Origin of the sequence: Barnesiella sp. An22, assembly GCF_963931395.1 — a bacterium.
Taxonomy (GTDB): domain Bacteria; phylum Bacteroidota; class Bacteroidia; order Bacteroidales; family Barnesiellaceae; genus Barnesiella; species Barnesiella merdigallinarum.
This window is the reverse complement of record NZ_OZ007014.1, coordinates 813,358-829,697: the sequence shown is the minus strand read 5'-3', so window position 1 is coordinate 829,697 and position 16,340 is coordinate 813,358. Positions and strand designations below refer to the sequence as shown.

16 protein-coding genes are annotated in these 16,340 nt (G+C 56.4%); 10 read left to right on the top strand and 6 right to left on the bottom strand.

Annotated elements, in window-relative coordinates:
• Positions 1-101: 101 nt before the first annotated feature.
• The 5 genes from ubiE to ABGT88_RS03295 all read right to left on the bottom strand — a co-directional run bounded on the left by ubiE (position 102) and on the right by ABGT88_RS03295 (position 4,854).
• Positions 102-848: a bifunctional demethylmenaquinone methyltransferase/2-methoxy-6-polyprenyl-1,4-benzoquinol methylase UbiE gene (ubiE, locus tag ABGT88_RS03315; protein WP_300130858.1), complete on the bottom strand. Its 747-nt coding sequence runs from the start codon at positions 846-848 to the stop codon at positions 102-104.
• A 27-nt stretch (positions 849-875) separates the two neighbouring features.
• Positions 876-1,829 carry a phosphoribosylaminoimidazolesuccinocarboxamide synthase gene (locus ABGT88_RS03310; RefSeq protein WP_258327865.1) on the bottom strand — a complete coding sequence of 318 codons (954 nt, stop codon included), beginning with the start codon at positions 1,827-1,829 and terminating at the stop codon, positions 876-878.
• 248 nt (positions 1,830-2,077) lie between these two features.
• Positions 2,078-3,094 (bottom strand): PhoH family protein, encoded by a 1,017-nt coding sequence (locus tag ABGT88_RS03305; RefSeq protein ID WP_346700420.1) that lies wholly within the window; start codon positions 3,092-3,094, stop codon positions 2,078-2,080.
• Positions 3,095-3,224: 130 nt separating this feature from the next.
• Positions 3,225-4,328: an A/G-specific adenine glycosylase gene (gene mutY / locus ABGT88_RS03300; protein WP_346700418.1), complete on the bottom strand. Its 1,104-nt coding sequence runs from the start codon at positions 4,326-4,328 to the stop codon at positions 3,225-3,227.
• 214 nt (positions 4,329-4,542) lie between these two features.
• Complete coding sequence (locus ABGT88_RS03295; RefSeq protein ID WP_346700417.1) at positions 4,543-4,854, bottom strand: hypothetical protein; 312 nt, start codon at positions 4,852-4,854, stop codon at positions 4,543-4,545.
• A 280-nt stretch (positions 4,855-5,134) separates the two neighbouring features.
• Between ABGT88_RS03295 and ABGT88_RS03290 the strand changes: the two genes are divergently transcribed.
• The 10 genes from ABGT88_RS03290 (at position 5,135) to ABGT88_RS03245 (ending at position 15,949) form a co-directional block, all read left to right on the top strand.
• Entirely contained in the window at positions 5,135-6,463 is a 1,329-nt protein-coding gene (locus ABGT88_RS03290) for a DUF3843 family protein (RefSeq protein ID WP_346700416.1), read from the top strand.
• A 34-nt stretch (positions 6,464-6,497) separates the two neighbouring features.
• Entirely contained in the window at positions 6,498-7,328 is an 831-nt protein-coding gene (locus tag ABGT88_RS03285) for an alpha/beta hydrolase family protein (RefSeq protein WP_298662989.1), read from the top strand.
• 105 nt (positions 7,329-7,433) lie between these two features.
• The gene (gene uraH / locus ABGT88_RS03280) at positions 7,434-7,850 is read left to right on the top strand and encodes a hydroxyisourate hydrolase (RefSeq protein WP_087409038.1); all 417 of its coding nucleotides are present in this window, start codon (positions 7,434-7,436) and stop codon (positions 7,848-7,850) included.
• Between the two features lie 401 nt (positions 7,851-8,251).
• A complete protein-coding gene (locus ABGT88_RS03275) occupies positions 8,252-9,496 on the top strand; it encodes a 3-phosphoshikimate 1-carboxyvinyltransferase (RefSeq protein WP_346700414.1) in 1,245 nt (414 codons plus the stop codon).
• Entirely contained in the window at positions 9,493-9,909 is a 417-nt protein-coding gene (locus tag ABGT88_RS03270; protein WP_346700412.1) for a phospholipase, read from the top strand. The genes ABGT88_RS03275 and ABGT88_RS03270 overlap by 4 nt, the downstream gene beginning before the upstream one ends.
• A 12-nt stretch (positions 9,910-9,921) precedes the next feature.
• Entirely contained in the window at positions 9,922-10,743 is an 822-nt protein-coding gene (locus tag ABGT88_RS03265; protein WP_087408968.1) for a metal ABC transporter permease, read from the top strand.
• Between the two features lie 48 nt (positions 10,744-10,791).
• Positions 10,792-13,575, top strand: a complete 2,784-nt coding sequence (locus ABGT88_RS03260) for a tetratricopeptide repeat protein (protein WP_346700410.1) — start codon at positions 10,792-10,794, stop codon at positions 13,573-13,575.
• Positions 13,562-15,103, top strand: coding sequence for a bifunctional response regulator/alkaline phosphatase family protein (locus ABGT88_RS03255; protein ID WP_258327858.1), 1,542 nt, complete (start codon positions 13,562-13,564; stop codon positions 15,101-15,103). The genes ABGT88_RS03260 and ABGT88_RS03255 overlap by 14 nt, the downstream gene beginning before the upstream one ends.
• A 9-nt stretch (positions 15,104-15,112) precedes the next feature.
• A complete protein-coding gene (gene tsaE, locus ABGT88_RS03250) occupies positions 15,113-15,535 on the top strand; it encodes a tRNA (adenosine(37)-N6)-threonylcarbamoyltransferase complex ATPase subunit type 1 TsaE (RefSeq protein WP_087408966.1) in 423 nt (140 codons plus the stop codon).
• Between the two features lie 30 nt (positions 15,536-15,565).
• Entirely contained in the window at positions 15,566-15,949 is a 384-nt protein-coding gene (locus ABGT88_RS03245) for an immunity 17 family protein (RefSeq protein WP_346700407.1), read from the top strand.
• Here the strand turns inward: ABGT88_RS03245 and ABGT88_RS03240 are convergent.
• Positions 15,853-16,305 carry a hypothetical protein gene (locus ABGT88_RS03240; RefSeq protein ID WP_346700405.1) on the bottom strand — a complete coding sequence of 151 codons (453 nt, stop codon included), beginning with the start codon at positions 16,303-16,305 and terminating at the stop codon, positions 15,853-15,855. The genes ABGT88_RS03245 and ABGT88_RS03240 overlap by 97 nt on opposite strands.
• Between the last annotated feature and the right edge of the window lie 35 nt (positions 16,306-16,340).

The following is a 16,340-nucleotide window of genomic DNA, read 5'->3' as shown; positions in this document are numbered from 1 at the left end:
CGAAAACAGGCAGGGCCCGACGAACGGCAAGCGTTCGCGGGCCCTGTATGGTTGAGCTGTCGGCCTCGTAGGCGAAAGACTTTCCGCCTCGGCCGATGTGTTTAGCCTTTCTTTTTCTCCCCGATGTAGATGGTGCAGGCACCGAAGGTGAGGCGGCGGCAATAGCAACGGTCGAAGCCGGCACGACGGAAGATGTCGAGCATAGCCTCGCCCTGCGGCACGACAGCCACCGAGCGCGGCAGATAGCTGTATGCGCTGCGGTCTTTCGATACCAGGCGACCTATGAAGGGGATAAAGGTATAGGTATAGAACTTATAAAGCTGGCGGAAGGGAAAACGCTCGGGGGTCGACAGCTCGATGACACACAATGCACCACCGGGACGGAGCACCCGATACATTTCGCGGAATCCCGCCTCGAGGTGTTCGAAATTGCGCACCCCATAGGCCACCGTCACCACGTCGAAGCTGTTGTCGTCGAAGTCCATCGACAGGCAATCCTGCACCTCGAAGAGGATACGGCGCTGGGCATTGCGCTTGACCGCCTTCTCGCGGGCAATCCGCAACATACCCTCCGAGAGGTCCACACCGATAATCTGGTCGGGGTTGAGCCGCTCGTCGAGCAGCAGGGCCAGGTCGCCCGTGCCCGTAGCCACATCGAGTATATGGCGGTGTGGATAGCGCCGCAACATCTTCACGGCCACCCGGCGCCACCAGCGGTCTATGCCCACGGTCATGGTACGGTTCATCGCATCGTAGGCCGGCGCAATGGAGTCGAACATCTCGCGCACCTGCGTGGTCTTGTCGGTCTCCTCGTTATAGGGTTTTATCTCTTCTGCTTTATAGTCCATTCGTCATGTAATCCTTTCTCCGCCCCCTTATTTCTTGCGGCTGTTCAGGAAGTCGGTCACGTTCTTCTCGATACGGGCAGCCAGGTCTTCGCCTTCGGCCTTGACAAACTTCTCGCCCACGATGTGCTCGTAGAGTTCGATGTAGCGGTCCGATACGCTGTTGCAATACTCCTCGGTCATCTCGGGCACCTTCTGACCCTCTTTGCCCTGGAAGCCGTTTTGAATCAGCCATTGGCGCACAAACTCTTTCGAGAGCTGACGTTGCTCTTCGCCACGGGCCAGACGCTCCTCATAACCATCGGCATAGAAGTAGCGCGACGAGTCGGGCGTGTGGATTTCGTCGATCAGGATAATCTTGTCGCCAATCTTACCGAACTCATATTTCGTATCTACGAGGATGAGCCCCTTCTGAGCAGCCATCTCGCAACCACGTTGATAGAGGGCCAGGGTATATTTCTCGAGTTGCTCGTAGTCCTCGCGCGAAACGATGCCGCGGGCAATGATTTCGGCCTTCGAGATGTCCTCGTCGTGACCCTCGGCAGCTTTGGTCGTAGGCGTGATGATGGGGTGCGGGAATTTCTCGTTCTCCTTCATACCCTCGGGCATGGTCTCGCCGCACAGCGTACGGTTGCCAGCCTTGTATTCGCGCCAAGCGTGACCCGTCAAATACCCCCGTACAACCATCTCGACCTTGAACGGTTCGCAACGCAGACCCACGGTCACCATCGGGTCGGGAGTAGCCACTTTCCAGTTCGGAAGAATATCGGACGTAGCGTCCAGGAACTTGGCGGCAATCTGGTTCAGCACCTGTCCCTTGTAGGGAATACCCTCGGGCAGAATCACATCGAAGGCCGAGATACGGTCGGTTACCACCATCACCAGCAACTCGTCGTCGATGTTGTACACATCGCGCACTTTACCATGATATACACTCTTTTGTCCGGGAAATTTGAAATCGGTTTTTACCAAAGCATTTTTCATTTCTGTAATACTTTTTCTGTTTATAATATAGTCGTTGTATGTCCTCTGTAAAGACACGGCAAAGATACAACATAAAAACGAGATAGCACGTCAATTAAAACAGATTAAGCATTACCCGCGTCGACAATCTTTCTCCCCTCACGATACCGCTGCCCCTCCCGGGCCATGCACTCAAAAGGGCGATATTCACCCCGCCCAATCTCCATAAGTCTTTCGCTCCGTCGGGGCCAACCAACCGCCCACAGGCCTCACGCCTCAGGCTTCTCCTTACCGGCCTCTTTGGCAGCGGCACGCTCCTGCGTGCGGGCCTCGGCAGCCTTGCGCTCCTTCTCGTCGTGCTTTTCGTAAGCCTCGACAATACGCTGTACCAACTTGTGGCGCACGATATCCTTTTTGCCGAACTCCACGCGAGCTATACCCTCGACATTCTTCAATATACTTATCGCCTGCACCAGACCCGACGTCTGCGAGGCCGGCAGGTCTATCTGCGTCATGTCGCCCGTGACTATCATCTTGGCGTTCATGCCCAGGCGGGTGAGAAACATCTTTATCTGGTGTGTCGTGGTGTTCTGCGCCTCGTCGAGAATGATGACCGCATCGCTCAACGTACGGCCGCGCATGAAGGCCAACGGGGCAATCTGTATCACGTTCGACTCCATGTACTCCTTCAGCTTGGCGGCCGGAATCATATCTTCCAGCGCATCGTAGAGCGGTTGCAGATAGGGATCGATCTTGTCCTTCATGTCACCCGGCAGGAAACCCAGCTTCTCGCCGGCCTCCACGGCGGGACGGCTCAGGATAATCTTCTTCACCTCCTTGTTTTTCAGAGCCTTCACGGCCAGAGCAATAGCCACGTAGGTCTTGCCCGAACCGGCCGGCCCCAGGGCAAACGTGAGGTCGTTGTGGGCAAAAGCCTCGACCAGCTTCTGCTGGTTGGGCGTGCGGCCCGTGATGGGCTTGCCGTTCACCCCGTAGATGATAAGGTTCTCCAGCGGTTTCACGGTCTGCGGCTCATCGCCCTTGATGATGTCGATAATCACCTCTTCGCCCAGTTGGTTATACTCGGCACAATATTTCTCGAGCTGCTTGATTTTCTGCTCGAAAAGTTCGGTCTCCTTCTCGTCGCCGATTACCTTCATCACATTGCCCCGGGCAGCGATGCGCACCTTGGGGAAAAGATTCTTAATCACCTGCACGTTGGCGTTGTTCACACCGTAAAAAGTCACCGGATCGACGGCGTCCAATATAATTACTCTTTCTATCATTCGGCTGTTTCCTGTTCTTGGCCCGGCCTGTACACACCCGCCTGCCCCCTCGACCTTCACGCAGTCGACGACACAAGCCCGATACCTCCCGGGCAACTTATGCAAAAATAAAAAATTATCTGTTCATTTCTCAAAACAACGAGGGATAATTCATCGACATCTTTTCGAAGAAGCCCTCGGTAAGGCGCGACACCGCATAGTCTCCTATAGCTCCGGCCTCGATGCGCAGATAGCCCGGCATGGCAGGCATCTGCTCGGTCTCGACCACATAAAAGCGGGCATGGATTACCCGGTGCGAAAGCACATGCTTGCAACTGTACACCTGGGCCGACACGCTCACCCGACCGGCCCCGGCAAACAGTTCGCCCCACGCCTCGCTCTGCTGCAGGGCGTCGAACGGCTGCTCTTCGGCCGTCTCGACAAGCGGCAGCTCATACAGATTGCGCCAGATGTCGCGACCCTCGCGCCGGCGCACCCAGGTATAACCCTCGTGCCGCACATAGAAGTAGTTGAAGTAGCGGGGCTTCACCACCGTGCGTCCCTGCTTCACCGGCAACTCCTCCACACGGCCCGTTGCCAAAGCCATGCAGCGGTCGGCAAAGATGCACCCGCCGCACTGCGGCGAGCGGGGCACGCAATAGAGCGCCCCGAACTCCATCATCGCCTGGTTGTAACCGCCGGGATCCTGCCGGTCGAGCAGCTCGTCGGCCAGGGCGGCAAACAGTTTTTTGCCTTCGGTCGTGTCGATAGGGGTGTCGATGCCGTAGATGCGCGAGAGCACCCGATAGACGTTGCCGTCGACTACGGCATGAGGCAACCCATAGGCAAACGAGGCAATAGCCGCCGCCGTGTAGTCGCCGATACCGGGTAGCGAACGTATGTCGTCGTAACTCCGGGGGAACTCCCCGCCAAACCGCTCGACCACCTGCCGGGCAGCAGCCAGCAGATTGCGGGCCCGGCTGTAATAGCCCAGCCCCTGCCACAGTTTCATCACCTCGTCGTCATCGGCCGCAGCCAACGCCCGCACGTCGGGGAAGCGCGACACAAAGCGGTTGTAGTATTCATACCCTTGTACCACCCGGGTCTGCTGCAAGATTATCTCCGAAATCCAGATGCGATACGCATCGGTTATGCCCCGCCACGGCAACACCCGGTGATTCCGGGCATACCAGTCGTGCAGGTCGGCGGCCAACGGCGATACGGCCCCGTTCGATAGTTCTTCCTTTCGTCTCATATTCCATGCAAAGATAGGACACACCGTGGGTAGAAGCAAATTTATTTGAACACACCGATACCACAACCGCTCCCTCCCCTTCTTCATCTCGACAACCCACCAATAGCAGGAGTCGAATGGAGGATAATATTGGTTGCCATTACCACAAAAAGAGAGGCAGAAACCGATGGAAAATACCACCTGTCCCTGCCTGTTCCAAGCAAATCACTACAAACTATCGTTTATCCATGATACCAAATTTCACCCATTCCTCCTGAGGGAAACCGCTTTTAATCAAATAACGGAGGACATTGGCCTGGTCCTTTACCTCACAGAGCTGAACATTGGCTTTCCGCAGCTTCTCCGACACCTCGGCTCTAAGAGCATCTACTTTCCGAATCATCTCTATTGCTTTCGACGCTTCGGCTTCCAATTTATCAACAGCCGCTGTACCGATGCCCAATTTGGAAAGTTCTTGAAAATGAGACCTGATTCCTGCCACCATAGTTAACGCTTTTTGTGCATTTTGCTCAAATGTCTTTGACATAAACATTATAAATTTTAAATAAAACAAGGATCTACAACGCATCGAAATGCGCATGGATCCATAGCAAATATACGAAAAAAAACTTTTTTTTGTAACCTTAAAAAAGCAACTTTTTATATATAATTCACTCATTTCCAATCTATATAGAATCTCGTCCAGATAGATTTCACTCTATCCACACGACACAGATCGAACCTCAATCGGTACAAAAAAGTGACCGCACAAAACCGTCTTTTCCGATTTATACTTACATTTGCAATCGTACCTAATTTTTTTCGTTATGAACAACGACAAACAGCGCATATACAGCGGAGACTGGAAACCCCTGCATCCCTACACCGGCTCGGCATCGACCGACCTCTACTACATTACCCTGGCCAACAAAGTATTGACCGCGATTCGTTCCATCGAAAACGACCTGGCCGAAGACGACTACCGTAAAATCGACCCCTCGGAACAGAAAGAGCTGGCCTGTATCCTCACCGCCTACTTCGAGGATGTCATCTCGCAAACCGGCATCTTCCAGGCCTTCTCCCGCGTCTATCAACAGAAGTATGGCAAACCGCTGCCCTTCTATTCCCTCGACAGCGACTACACGCCCGGCGAAATCAATACCGAGGACATCCAGTTCCTCATCTGGCACTACCACATGCAGCTCAACAACCTCGACATTGCCTACTCGCCGGCTCTCGATACTTTTGCCGCCATAGCCGCCGACGTGATGGAGTTGTTCGAGGCTGAATACGAAACGGCGCCCGAAAACGAAAAACTGCTCCACTACCTTCAACCCGACGAGAAGGAGCAGCACAACCTCTACGCGCTGCATGCACGCTTCCTGTGGCTCTGCACCCAGTCTTACCTCTTCTCCAACAACGGATACCTGCTCGAAGACCAGGCCGAAGCGCTGGCCGACGAAGCCAAGGAGAACGGACTGGAAGACCAGATTCCCGACATGGTCAACCAACTCTGCAACGACTTCGGCTTCAACCAGGTCACCGAGTTCATGCGCCTCACGCCGCCCCACTGGCTGGCCGAGGTTCTGGGTCCGGAATCGCCCCTCTACGACTCGCTCAGGAGCATGGGCCACAAATACACCGGCTACTACCGCTACGAAGGGGGCGACGACCGGGTGACCCGCTTCCGCCACATCGCCACCGACCGAGTGCTCGAGGTGACCAACCGCTCGCTCGTGGGACTGCCCCGCGACATGAAAAACCCCTCGCTCATCCTGCGCACCGGCTTCGTCGAATGGAACGGCGAATGGTGGCTCTCGGGACAGATTACCAGCTACGAAGATAGCGAAGACCTCATCGGCCAAATCACCGGCGACGACGACGAATACAACCTGTTCGAACCCGACGACGACCTGCCCGACGACGAACAGCAGATTATCCTCACCGACATCCTCTCGACCACCGTGGGCGAAGAGGGGCAGACACTCGACGAGTCGGATACCGCCTGGCAGGCCATGCTGAGCGACGAGATAGGCGAAGACTTCTTCATCGCCCAGGTCGAGGCCGGCCAGATAAAAGGACTCCAGTTCTACGACGACCCGGGCCGACTGTTGCTCGACAACCTCCGCTTTGTCACCGAATACATAAAACGATAAACACTTTAACTTTAATCATTTAAAAGAATTCATCATGAAAAGATTATTGCTGCTACCCATCACCCTGCTGCTCTGTATCGTCAGCCTCTGTGCCCAACAAGTCGACACCGTCACGATACACAGCAAAATGGGTCACGACCTGAAAAATGTGGTCATCCTGCCCAAAAGCTACGCCGAGGGCAACACCCGGTACCCGGTTGTATACCTGCTGCACGGCTGCGGCGGCAACTACGCCTCGTGGATTACCATCAAACCCGAGTTGCCCCAACTGGCCTCGCAATACAACCTCATCATCGTCTGCCCCGACGGACTGATAAACAGCTGGTACTGGAACAGCCCGCTCAATAAGGACATGCAGTTCGAGGACTACATCTCCGACGAAGTCATCCGCTATACCGACTCGCACTACCGCACCATCGCCGACCGCAGCGCCCGGGCCATCTCGGGCCTCAGCATGGGCGGCCACGGTGCCATGTGGAACGCCATCCGTCACCGCGACGTATTCGGTGCCGTGGGCAGTACCAGCGGCGGACTCGACATTCGCCCCTTCCCCACCAACTGGAAGATGCAGAACCAACTGGGCGAATTTGCCTCCAATAAAAAGCGTTGGGACGAGCATACCGTCATCAACCTCATCCCCTCGCTCAAAGACGGCGACCTGGCTATCATCATCGACTGCGGGGTCGACGACTTCTTCCTCGAGGTCAACCGCCGGGCCCACCAATCGCTGCTCGACCACAACATCAAGCACGACTACATCGAGCGACCAGGGGCTCACAACAATGCCTATTGGAACAACTCCATCGACTACCAGTTGCTCTTCTTCCACAAATTCTTCGCACAGCCCAAAGAGCCGAAGAAATAACAGCCCTGCCGGGCATAGAGGGGGATGCCAAAACACGTACAGCCAACGAGCTATCGACGAATTAAACGATTGTCTAACCTATTATAAAACCAAACTTTTATGGCTATGAACAAAAATCTAATTCTTACAGCCCTGCTGACTATCCTGTTTTCCACCGCCTCGATGGCACAAGAGAAGGTCTATCAACTCTCCAGTCACATCCTCGACATCAACGCCGGCCAACCGGCCACGGGGGTAACCATCCAACTCTCGCGGCTGGCCGACGGGCAGTCGTGGCAACCGGTCGATGCCAAAACCACCGACGCCAACGGCCGGGTGAAGGAATTTCTCGAGAAACGCCCCGGCACCGACAACCGGGGCATCTACAAGCTCACCTACCTCGTAGGTCCCTACTTCGAGGCGCAGGCGCAAAAGTCGTTCTACCCCTTCATCGAGGTGGTATTCGAGATTACCGACGACAGCCACTACCATGTGCCCATCACCCTGTCGCCCTACGGATACTCGACCTACCGGGGCAATTGAGCGATTTATAAACAAATTACGAGATACGGTACTCCGTTTCAACAAAATTTTCCAAAGCCCGTTAAATAGTTAATAAAATAATTTGTTATACGACAATTACGTTAAAAACAGTTTGATTTTAAACTATCTGATTGGAATATTGAGCAATACGCCTTATATTTGTACCATGTTTTTTCATAGTATTAGATTTAAGGTTTACAAATTGGCTGTCGTGAGACAGCCTTTTTTTATTTTATATGCTCCCCTGCTACGCCGACAGTCACCTCTGCCGCGCCCCGGAGCAGAGCTCCCGTCCAACCGGGCGAAATACTCGGCGATTTCGCACGAAATCTCCGGTAGATAACCTGCCTATCATTCCTCTTTTTTTGCTAATTTTGCACCCAAATTTCATGGTAAGCCCTATGAACTATCAAGTTTTCGCACCCACCGACTGCTCGGCCACCATTGTACTGCCCACCTCCAAGAGCATCAGCAACAGAGCACTCATCCTCAACGCCCTGTGCCGCGACGCCATTCCCGTCGAGAACCTCTCGGAGTGTGACGACACGCGGGTCATGCGGCAGGCCTTTGCCGGCAGTGGCCCCGTCGTCGACATCCACGGTGCCGGTACCGCCATGCGATTCCTCACCGCCTACTACGCCCAACGGCCGGGCAGCCGCGTCACCCTCACCGGGTCGGCACGCATGCAACAGCGCCCCATCCGTATTCTGGTCGACGCCCTGCGCTCGCTGGGGGCCGACATCCGCTACACCGCCCGCGAGGGATTCCCCCCTCTCGAAATCTGCGGTCGCGAGTTGAAGGGCGGCGAACTCACCCTGCCCGGCGACGTCAGTTCGCAATACATCTCGGCCCTGCTCATGATAGCCCCCCGCATGCACTACGGCCTCACCCTTACCCTCACCGGCGAGATGGTATCGATACCCTATATCGAGATGACCCTCGGCATGATGGCCCGCTTCGGCATCGAGGCCCGGCGCACGGGAAACACCATACGGGTACCGGCCGGCGAATACCGCCCCGCCCCGTTCCGGGTCGAACCCGACTGGTCGGCAGCCTCCTACTGGTACGAGATTGCGGCATTGGCCCCGGCGGGCACCATCACGCTGCCAGGTCTCTCGACCGAAAGTCTGCAAGGCGATGCCCGCATTGCCGCCCTGTTCGAACCGCTGGGTATCAATACCCTGTTTTCTTCAGACGGAGCAAAACTAATAAAATCGGACCACCGCACAACCGAATACCGCTGCGACCTCTCCGAACAGCCCGACCTGGCCCAAACCCTCGTCGCAACCTGCTGCCTGCTGGGAGTTCCCTTCCACTTCACCGGACTGCAAACCCTGCGCATCAAGGAGACCGACCGCATTGCCGCCCTCTGTGATGAGCTTATAAAATTAGGATACAAACTATTATCTTCGGACAGCGCACTCACCTGGAACGGCGAAACCGTCGCCCCCGGCGAGTCGCCCGTCATACAAACCTACGACGACCACCGCATGGCCATGGCCTTCGCCCCGGCAGCCTTCCGCTTCCCCGGCATCACCATTGCCGACACGGCCGTTGTCGACAAATCGTATCCCGGCTATTGGGACGACCTCGCCCGGGCCGGCTTCACCCTCACCCCCCGGGAGAAAGGAGATATTTCGCTATGATTATACTCGTCATCGCCATCGTACTGCTGGGTCTCGTCACCTACTACTTCCACCGCCGCGACCAGCGCAAACAGGCCGCTGCCAGCACACCGCCCCCGGCCGAAGAGAAACCCGCACCGCCGCAAGAGTGTTGTGGGCAGCACCTCGTGTGCGAGCGCGACAGCCTGCTGGCCGGGGTGAGCAAGGCCATCGAATACTACGACGACGAGGAGCTCGACGAATGGAAGGGGACCCCGGCCGACCAGTACACCCCCGAGCAGGTAGAGCACTTCAGGGACATTTTCTACACCCTCCTGCCCACCGACGTGCCGGGATGGGTACGCAGCCTGCAACTGCGCCAGATCGAGGTACCCGAAGCCCTGCGCGACGAGATTCTGCTCGTGGTCAACGAGCAAAGAAACATCGACAAATAACCACCGTTTACAATGGATATTTTCAATTATACATTTTTTCAAAATGCCCTGTGGGCGCTCCTCCTCATCTCGATTATCAGCGCCATCATAGGCACCTATATCGTAGCCCGGCGCATGCTCTTCATCACCGGAGGTATCACCCACGCCTCGTTCGGCGGATTGGGTATAGGCTACTTTCTGGGAATAAGCCCCACCCTCTCGGCTCTCTTCTTCGCCATACTATCGGCGCTGGGGGTCGAGTGGATGTCGCGCGGGAAAACCGTGCGAGAAGACTCGGCCATCGCCGTCATCTGGACACTGGGCATGGCCGTCGGCATCATCTTCATCTTCATGACACCCGGCTACACCCCGGGACTCACCGAGTTCCTCTTCGGCAACATCCTCACCATCACCCGCACCGACATCCTGGTGTTTGCCGCCTTTGCCGCCCTGCTCGTCGTCTACACCCTGCTGCAATACCGCCGCATCGTCTACACCGCGTTCGACACCGATTTCGCCCATACCCGCAGTATCAACACCCGGCTCATCAACTACATCATGACCTTCTTCGTAGCCACGGCCGTGGTCCTCTCCATCCGGTTGGTAGGCATCATGCTGCTCATCTCCATCCTCTCCTTGCCGCAGATGATAGCCGAGCTCTTCTGCCACCGCTTCCGCGACATCATCTGGCTCTCGGGACTCATCAACCTTCTGGCCGGTATCGGCGGGCTGCTGCTCTCCTACTGGCTCGACGTGCCGGCCGGCGCCACCATCGTCTTCACCCTCATCGTCGTCTACCTGGTAGCCAAGCTCCTGACGAGTCAGATGCAACGCACCGTAGCTAAAAGACAATAAAACCGCCGTTTTTCAGTTTAAAAATATGGCTTCTTATCCCCGTAGCGTTTGAAAAAAAGAGTAATACATATCGTCGTTCTGCTGGTGACCCTGGCGCTCGTATCCTGTTCGACCAAGAAGAATACGGCCTTCACCCGCTTTTACCACAGCTTTACGACCCGCTACAACGTCTATTTCAACGGGATAGAAAACTACAAGGAGCAGATGAAAAACATGGAGACCGAGTATCAGGACAACTTCACCGACCTCCTCTACATGCACCCGGCCCAAGCCTATGCCAACCCCAAGGACCCGCAACCCTCGGGCAGCTTCGACCGCACCATCGAGAAGTGCCAGAAAGCCATCCAGCTCCACTCCATCAAGAAGAAGCCCAAGCGCGACTCCCGAAAGATGAGCGACCCCAAATATCGCGACTACCTCAAGCGCGACGAGTACAACCCCTTCATCCACAACGCCTGGCGACTGATGGGCCAGGCCCAGTATTACAAGGGCGAGTTCCTCGAGGCCGCAGCTACCTTTCTCTACATCTCGCGTCACTTCACCTGGATGCCCGACCTCGTAGCCGAGGCCAAGCTCTGGCAGGCCCGATGCTACATTGCCCTGGGCTGGCTCTACGAAGCCGAAGACATACTCCAGAAAATCAACAACGACAAGCTGCCCGAGTCGCAAAACAACTGGTTTGCCACCGTCAATGCCGACTACCTCATCCGCAGCGGCCAATACCAGAAGGCCATCCCCTTCCTCGAGACCGCCATCAAGTCGGCCCCGAGCAAGCAACAGCGCATCCGGCTCACCTTCCTGCTGGGGCAGCTCTACGAAAAAACCGGGGTCAACGCCAAAGCCTACGAGACTTTCGGGAAGGTTATCTCCATGAACCCGCCCTACCGCACCGAGTTCAACGCCCGCATCAAGCAGACCGAGGTCTTCTCGGGCAAAGACATCACCAAGGAGGTGAAAAAGCTCACCCGCATGGCCTCGCGCGACCGCAACAAAGAGTACCTCGACCAGGTCTACTACGCCATCGGCAACCTCTACCTCTCGCGTAAGGATACCCTCAAGGCGATGGAGAACTACCGCCTGGCCAACCAGAAGAGCACCCGCAACGGCATCGAGAAGGCCATCTGCCAGGTGACCCTCGGCGACCTCTACTTCGACCGGCGCGAATATGTCGACGCCCAGCCCTGCTATGCCGAGGCCCTGCCTCTGCTCAAGGAGGATTTCCCCCGCTACGACCTGCTCTCGCGGCGCTCCACCGTGCTCGACGAGCTGGTAGTCTACGCCCAGAATGTCGAGTTGCAGGACAGTCTGCAAGACCTGGCCGCCATGAGCGAGACCGAGCGCAACAAAGCCATCCAGCAGATTATCGACGACCTCATCAAGAAAGAGAAGGAGGAGGCCGAAGCCCTTCAGCGCGAAGAGTATCTGGCCCAGCAACAGGGGCCCCAGTTCAACAGCAACAACGCGGCCAAGAACAACGCCACCCTGATTTCGGGCGACAAGTCGTGGTACTTCTACAACAAGACCATGGTAGCCGCCGGTAAGACCGAATTCCAACGCACCTGGGGTAGCCGTAAGCTCGAGGACGACTGGCGCCGCCGCAACAAGTCGGGATTCTCGATGAGCGACTTTGCCGAGAAAACCGATGGAGGAGGCGACACCGAGGAAGGCATGGAGGTCGACGAGAACGGCATGCCCCTCGAGGAGAGCCCCGACAGCGCCCAGCTGGCCGATGCCGAGGATCCCCACAAACCGGCATTCTACCTCAAGCAGATACCTCTCACCCCCGAGGCCCTCGAGGTCTCGAACGAGGTGGTGGCCGAAGGTCTCTTCAACATGGGTATCATCCTCAAGAACAAGCTCGAGGACTACCCCGCCGCCATCGCCAACTTCAACCTGCTCGAAGAGCGGTTCCCCGAGAACCCCTACCGGCTTGACGTCTACTACAACATGTACCTCATGTACATGCGCAACGGCGACGAAGTCACCGCCGGCATCTACCGCGACAAGATACGGTCTACCTTCCCCGAGAGCGCCTATGCCCAGGCCATGGCCGACCCGCACTACCTCGACAACCTGCGGCGCATGAGCACCGAGCAGGACTCCATCTACGAGGATACCTATGCCGCCTATCTCGCCAACAACAACGCGGCCGTGCACCGCAGCCGCCAGTATATGGAGGAGAAGTATCCCCTCTCGCCGCTCATGCCCAAGTTCCTATTCCTCGACGCGCTCGCCTACGTGGGCGACAAGCAGTACGACAAATTCAAGGCCGGGCTGAGAGACCTGCTCGAGCGCTATCCGCAAGCCGACGTATCGCCCCTGGCCACCACCATGCTCAAGGGGGTAGCTCAGGGCCGGCAGGTAGCCGAGGGCAGCGGCAACCTGCGGGGCATGCTGTGGAAGGCCCGTCTGACCAACGACACCACGACCGTCCTCAACGACACGGCCCAGGTAGCCTTCACCCAGGACCTCAAGGCTCCGCACGTGCTTCTGCTGGTCTACGCCACCGACAGCGTATCGTCCAACCAGTTGCTCTTCGACGTGGCCAAACACAACTTCACCACGTTTGTTATTAAAGATTTCGACCTCGAAATAATGACCTTTAACGAAATAAGTATGTTAGTTGTCAAAGGATTTAATAACTTTGACGAGTTGTCGCACTATCGCCGGTTGCTCGACCACAGCGAGACATTCCGCTACCCGCCTGGTGTCAAGCCCGTGATGATCAGCGAAGACAACTTCAAGAAACTGCTCGAAGGATACAGTTTCGAAGACTATTTCTTATTTCTTGAAAACAACCCGCTACCAGAAGAGCCTTATGAAGAACGGTAAAATACTTTGGGCCGACGACGAAATCGATTTGCTGAAACCGCATATCCTCTTCCTCCAACAGAAGGGATACGACGTCACCACCGTATCCAACGGCCGCGACGCCCTTGAAAAAGCGGCTCACGAGGCTTTCGATCTCATCATTCTCGACGAGAACATGCCCGGCTTGAGCGGTCTCGACACCCTCAGCCAAATCAAAATGGACAACCCCTCCATCCCCGTGGTCATGATTACCAAGAGCGAGGAGGAGAACATCATGAACCAGGCCATCGGTAACAAAATATCCGACTACCTCATCAAACCCGTGAATCCCAACCAGATACTCCTGTCAATCAAGAAGAATCTCCACCACAAGGAGATTATCCTCGAGAAGACCTCGAGCGACTACCGGCAGGAGTTTCAGCACATCAGCAGCCAGATAAACGACTCCTATTCGTGGACCGACTGGTACGAGGTGTACAAGAAACTGGTATTCTGGGAACTGGAGCTCACCCAGGCCGAGAGCGACATGGACGAACTCCTCACCCTGCAGAAGAGCGAGGCCAACAGCGCCTTTGCCAAGTTTGTCAAGAAGAACTACGAAAAGTGGATTACCGGCGGCGAACACCCCCTGATGAGCCACGAGCTCTTCAAGACCAAGGTATTCCCCCTCATCGACAACGGTGAGAAGGTATTCTTCATCCTCATCGACAACTTCCGCCTCGACCAGTGGCGGGTCATCAAGCCGCTGCTCAGCGAATACTTCACCGCCGAGGAGGACCTCTACTTCAGCATTCTGCCCACGGCCACACAATATGCCCGCAACGCCATATTCTCGGGCCTCATGCCTAACCAGATTGCCCGCATGTTCCCCGACCTCTGGGTCGACGAAGACGAGGAGGAGGGCAAGAACCTCAACGAAGCGCCTCTCATCCAGACGCTGCTCGACCGCTTCCGCAAGCGTTACACCTTCTCCTACAACAAAATCAACGAGTCGGCTTTCGGCGAGAAGCTCATCCAGAACTTCCCGCAAATCGAGAACAACCAGCTCAACGTCTGCGTGCTCAACTTTGTCGACATGCTCTCGCACGCCCGCACCGAGTCGAAGATGATTCGCGAGCTGGCCTCGACCGAGGCGGCCTACCGCTCCATCACCGAGTCGTGGTTCAAGCACTCGTCGGCGCTCGACCTCTTCCGCAAAATCGCCGAGAAAGATTTCAAGATCATTCTCACCACCGACCACGGTACCGTACACGTGAACAACCCCATCAAGGTAATCGGCGACAAGAACACCAACACCAACCTGCGCTACAAGGTGGGCAAGTCGCTCAGCTACAACCCCAAGCAGGTTTACGAAATCAAGTCGCCCGAGCGCTACGGACTGCCCTCGCCCAACATCAGCTCTACCTACATATTTGCCACCAACCACGATTTCTTTGCCTACCCCAACAACTACAACTACTACGTGGGCTACTACAAGGATACTTTCCAGCACGGCGGCATCTCCATGGAAGAGATGATGATTCCACTGATTACACTCACCAAAAAATAGAATACGATTATGCACACCCTTGTCATAGAAAACCTCGACCAGATAAATAAGACCGCCCGCCAGTTCATCGAACTCATGGCCGACTACACCGTCTTTGCCTTCCACGGCGAGATGGGCGCAGGCAAAACCACCTTCATCAAAGCCATCTGCGAAGAGCTGGGCGTCGAAGACCCCGTCAACAGCCCCACCTTCGCCATCATCAACGAATACCGTTCGGCCACGACCGGCGAACTCATCTACCACTTCGACTGCTACCGCATCAACAAGCTGCAGGAGGCCTACGACCTGGGAGCCGAGGACTATTTCGCCAGCGGCGCCCTCTGCTTCATCGAGTGGCCCGAAAAGATTGAGGAGCTGCTCCCCGACGATTGTGTGAATGTAGAGATTACCGAGACCGACGGCGGCGTCCGCACCGTCAACATCGACCTGTAATCGGCCGTCCAACCGCAACCGTCGTCCGCCATGCACCACGCCCCCTCCCTCATACCGGCCCTTATCGTGCTGAGTCTGTTCCTCATCTCGGGACTGCTCGCACTCGGTGCGGCCCTGGGCAACTGGGGATGGTTCTTCAACAGCAAGAACTGCCGGCTATTCACCTCGCGGCTCACCCGCGGGCAAGCCCGTTGGCTCTACGGTATACTGGGGGCACTCATCCTGCTGATGACGGCAATCATCGCACGCGACATGCTGTCGCAAACGGCGTCCACCCGCGAACCACAACCCCACGCGGCACCGGCATCGCCCACGCTCTACCTCGGCTGCAACACGTCGACAAACGACTCGGGCAACACCACATTCTCCATCGTCAACGCCTCGGCAAAGAGCGGCGCAATCTCCCGGTCGTGAAACCCGGCTATGCCGCACCCGATGCGGGTCACATAGAAGAGCAGCTCGCGGTGTGCCCGGGCAAAGGCGAGAAACTCGTCGACATAGGGCTTGATAGTCTCCACCCCGCCCTGCATCGTGGGTATGGCGTATGACTGCCCTTGCAGCCCCACACCCTGCCCCCACACCGCACCGAAGTGCCGCATGGCCACACGAGCGGCTCCGCCGCCGTGCATACCGGCCAGATTGCTGCCAAACACAAACACCTCGCCGGGTGCCAGCGACGTGATACACTCCGGGGTAAACCGCCTCGGGCCTGCCGTCCGTTCGCCCGCCTCTCGAGCCGTCGAACGCTCCTTGTTTTCTTCCTGTTTCATATCTGCTTGCGAGCCTGTGGCTCGATACCAAAAGT

Excerpts from the sequence above, each read along its gene's own strand:
- ABGT88_RS03305 (WP_346700420.1), bottom strand. The coding sequence starts at position 3,094 with ATGATAGAAAGAGTAATTATATTGGACGCCGTCGATCCGGTGACTTTT.
- tsaE (WP_087408966.1), top strand. The coding sequence starts at position 15,113 with ATGCACACCCTTGTCATAGAAAACCTCGACCAGATAAATAAGACCGCC.
- ABGT88_RS03290 (WP_346700416.1), top strand. The coding sequence starts at position 5,135 with ATGAACAACGACAAACAGCGCATATACAGCGGAGACTGGAAACCCCTG.
- ubiE (WP_300130858.1), bottom strand. The coding sequence starts at position 848 with ATGGACTATAAAGCAGAAGAGATAAAACCCTATAACGAGGAGACCGAC.
- ABGT88_RS03245 (WP_346700407.1), top strand. The coding sequence starts at position 15,566 with ATGCACCACGCCCCCTCCCTCATACCGGCCCTTATCGTGCTGAGTCTG.
- mutY (WP_346700418.1), bottom strand. The coding sequence starts at position 4,328 with ATGAGACGAAAGGAAGAACTATCGAACGGGGCCGTATCGCCGTTGGCC.
- ABGT88_RS03240 (WP_346700405.1), bottom strand. The coding sequence starts at position 16,305 with ATGAAACAGGAAGAAAACAAGGAGCGTTCGACGGCTCGAGAGGCGGGC.
- ABGT88_RS03265 (WP_087408968.1), top strand. The coding sequence starts at position 9,922 with ATGGATATTTTCAATTATACATTTTTTCAAAATGCCCTGTGGGCGCTC.
- ABGT88_RS03270 (WP_346700412.1), top strand. The coding sequence starts at position 9,493 with ATGATTATACTCGTCATCGCCATCGTACTGCTGGGTCTCGTCACCTAC.
- ABGT88_RS03295 (WP_346700417.1), bottom strand. The coding sequence starts at position 4,854 with ATGTCAAAGACATTTGAGCAAAATGCACAAAAAGCGTTAACTATGGTG.
- ABGT88_RS03285 (WP_298662989.1), top strand. The coding sequence starts at position 6,498 with ATGAAAAGATTATTGCTGCTACCCATCACCCTGCTGCTCTGTATCGTC.
- ABGT88_RS03275 (WP_346700414.1), top strand. The coding sequence starts at position 8,252 with ATGAACTATCAAGTTTTCGCACCCACCGACTGCTCGGCCACCATTGTA.
- ABGT88_RS03255 (WP_258327858.1), top strand. The coding sequence starts at position 13,562 with ATGAAGAACGGTAAAATACTTTGGGCCGACGACGAAATCGATTTGCTG.
- uraH (WP_087409038.1), top strand. The coding sequence starts at position 7,434 with ATGAACAAAAATCTAATTCTTACAGCCCTGCTGACTATCCTGTTTTCC.
- ABGT88_RS03310 (WP_258327865.1), bottom strand. The coding sequence starts at position 1,829 with ATGAAAAATGCTTTGGTAAAAACCGATTTCAAATTTCCCGGACAAAAG.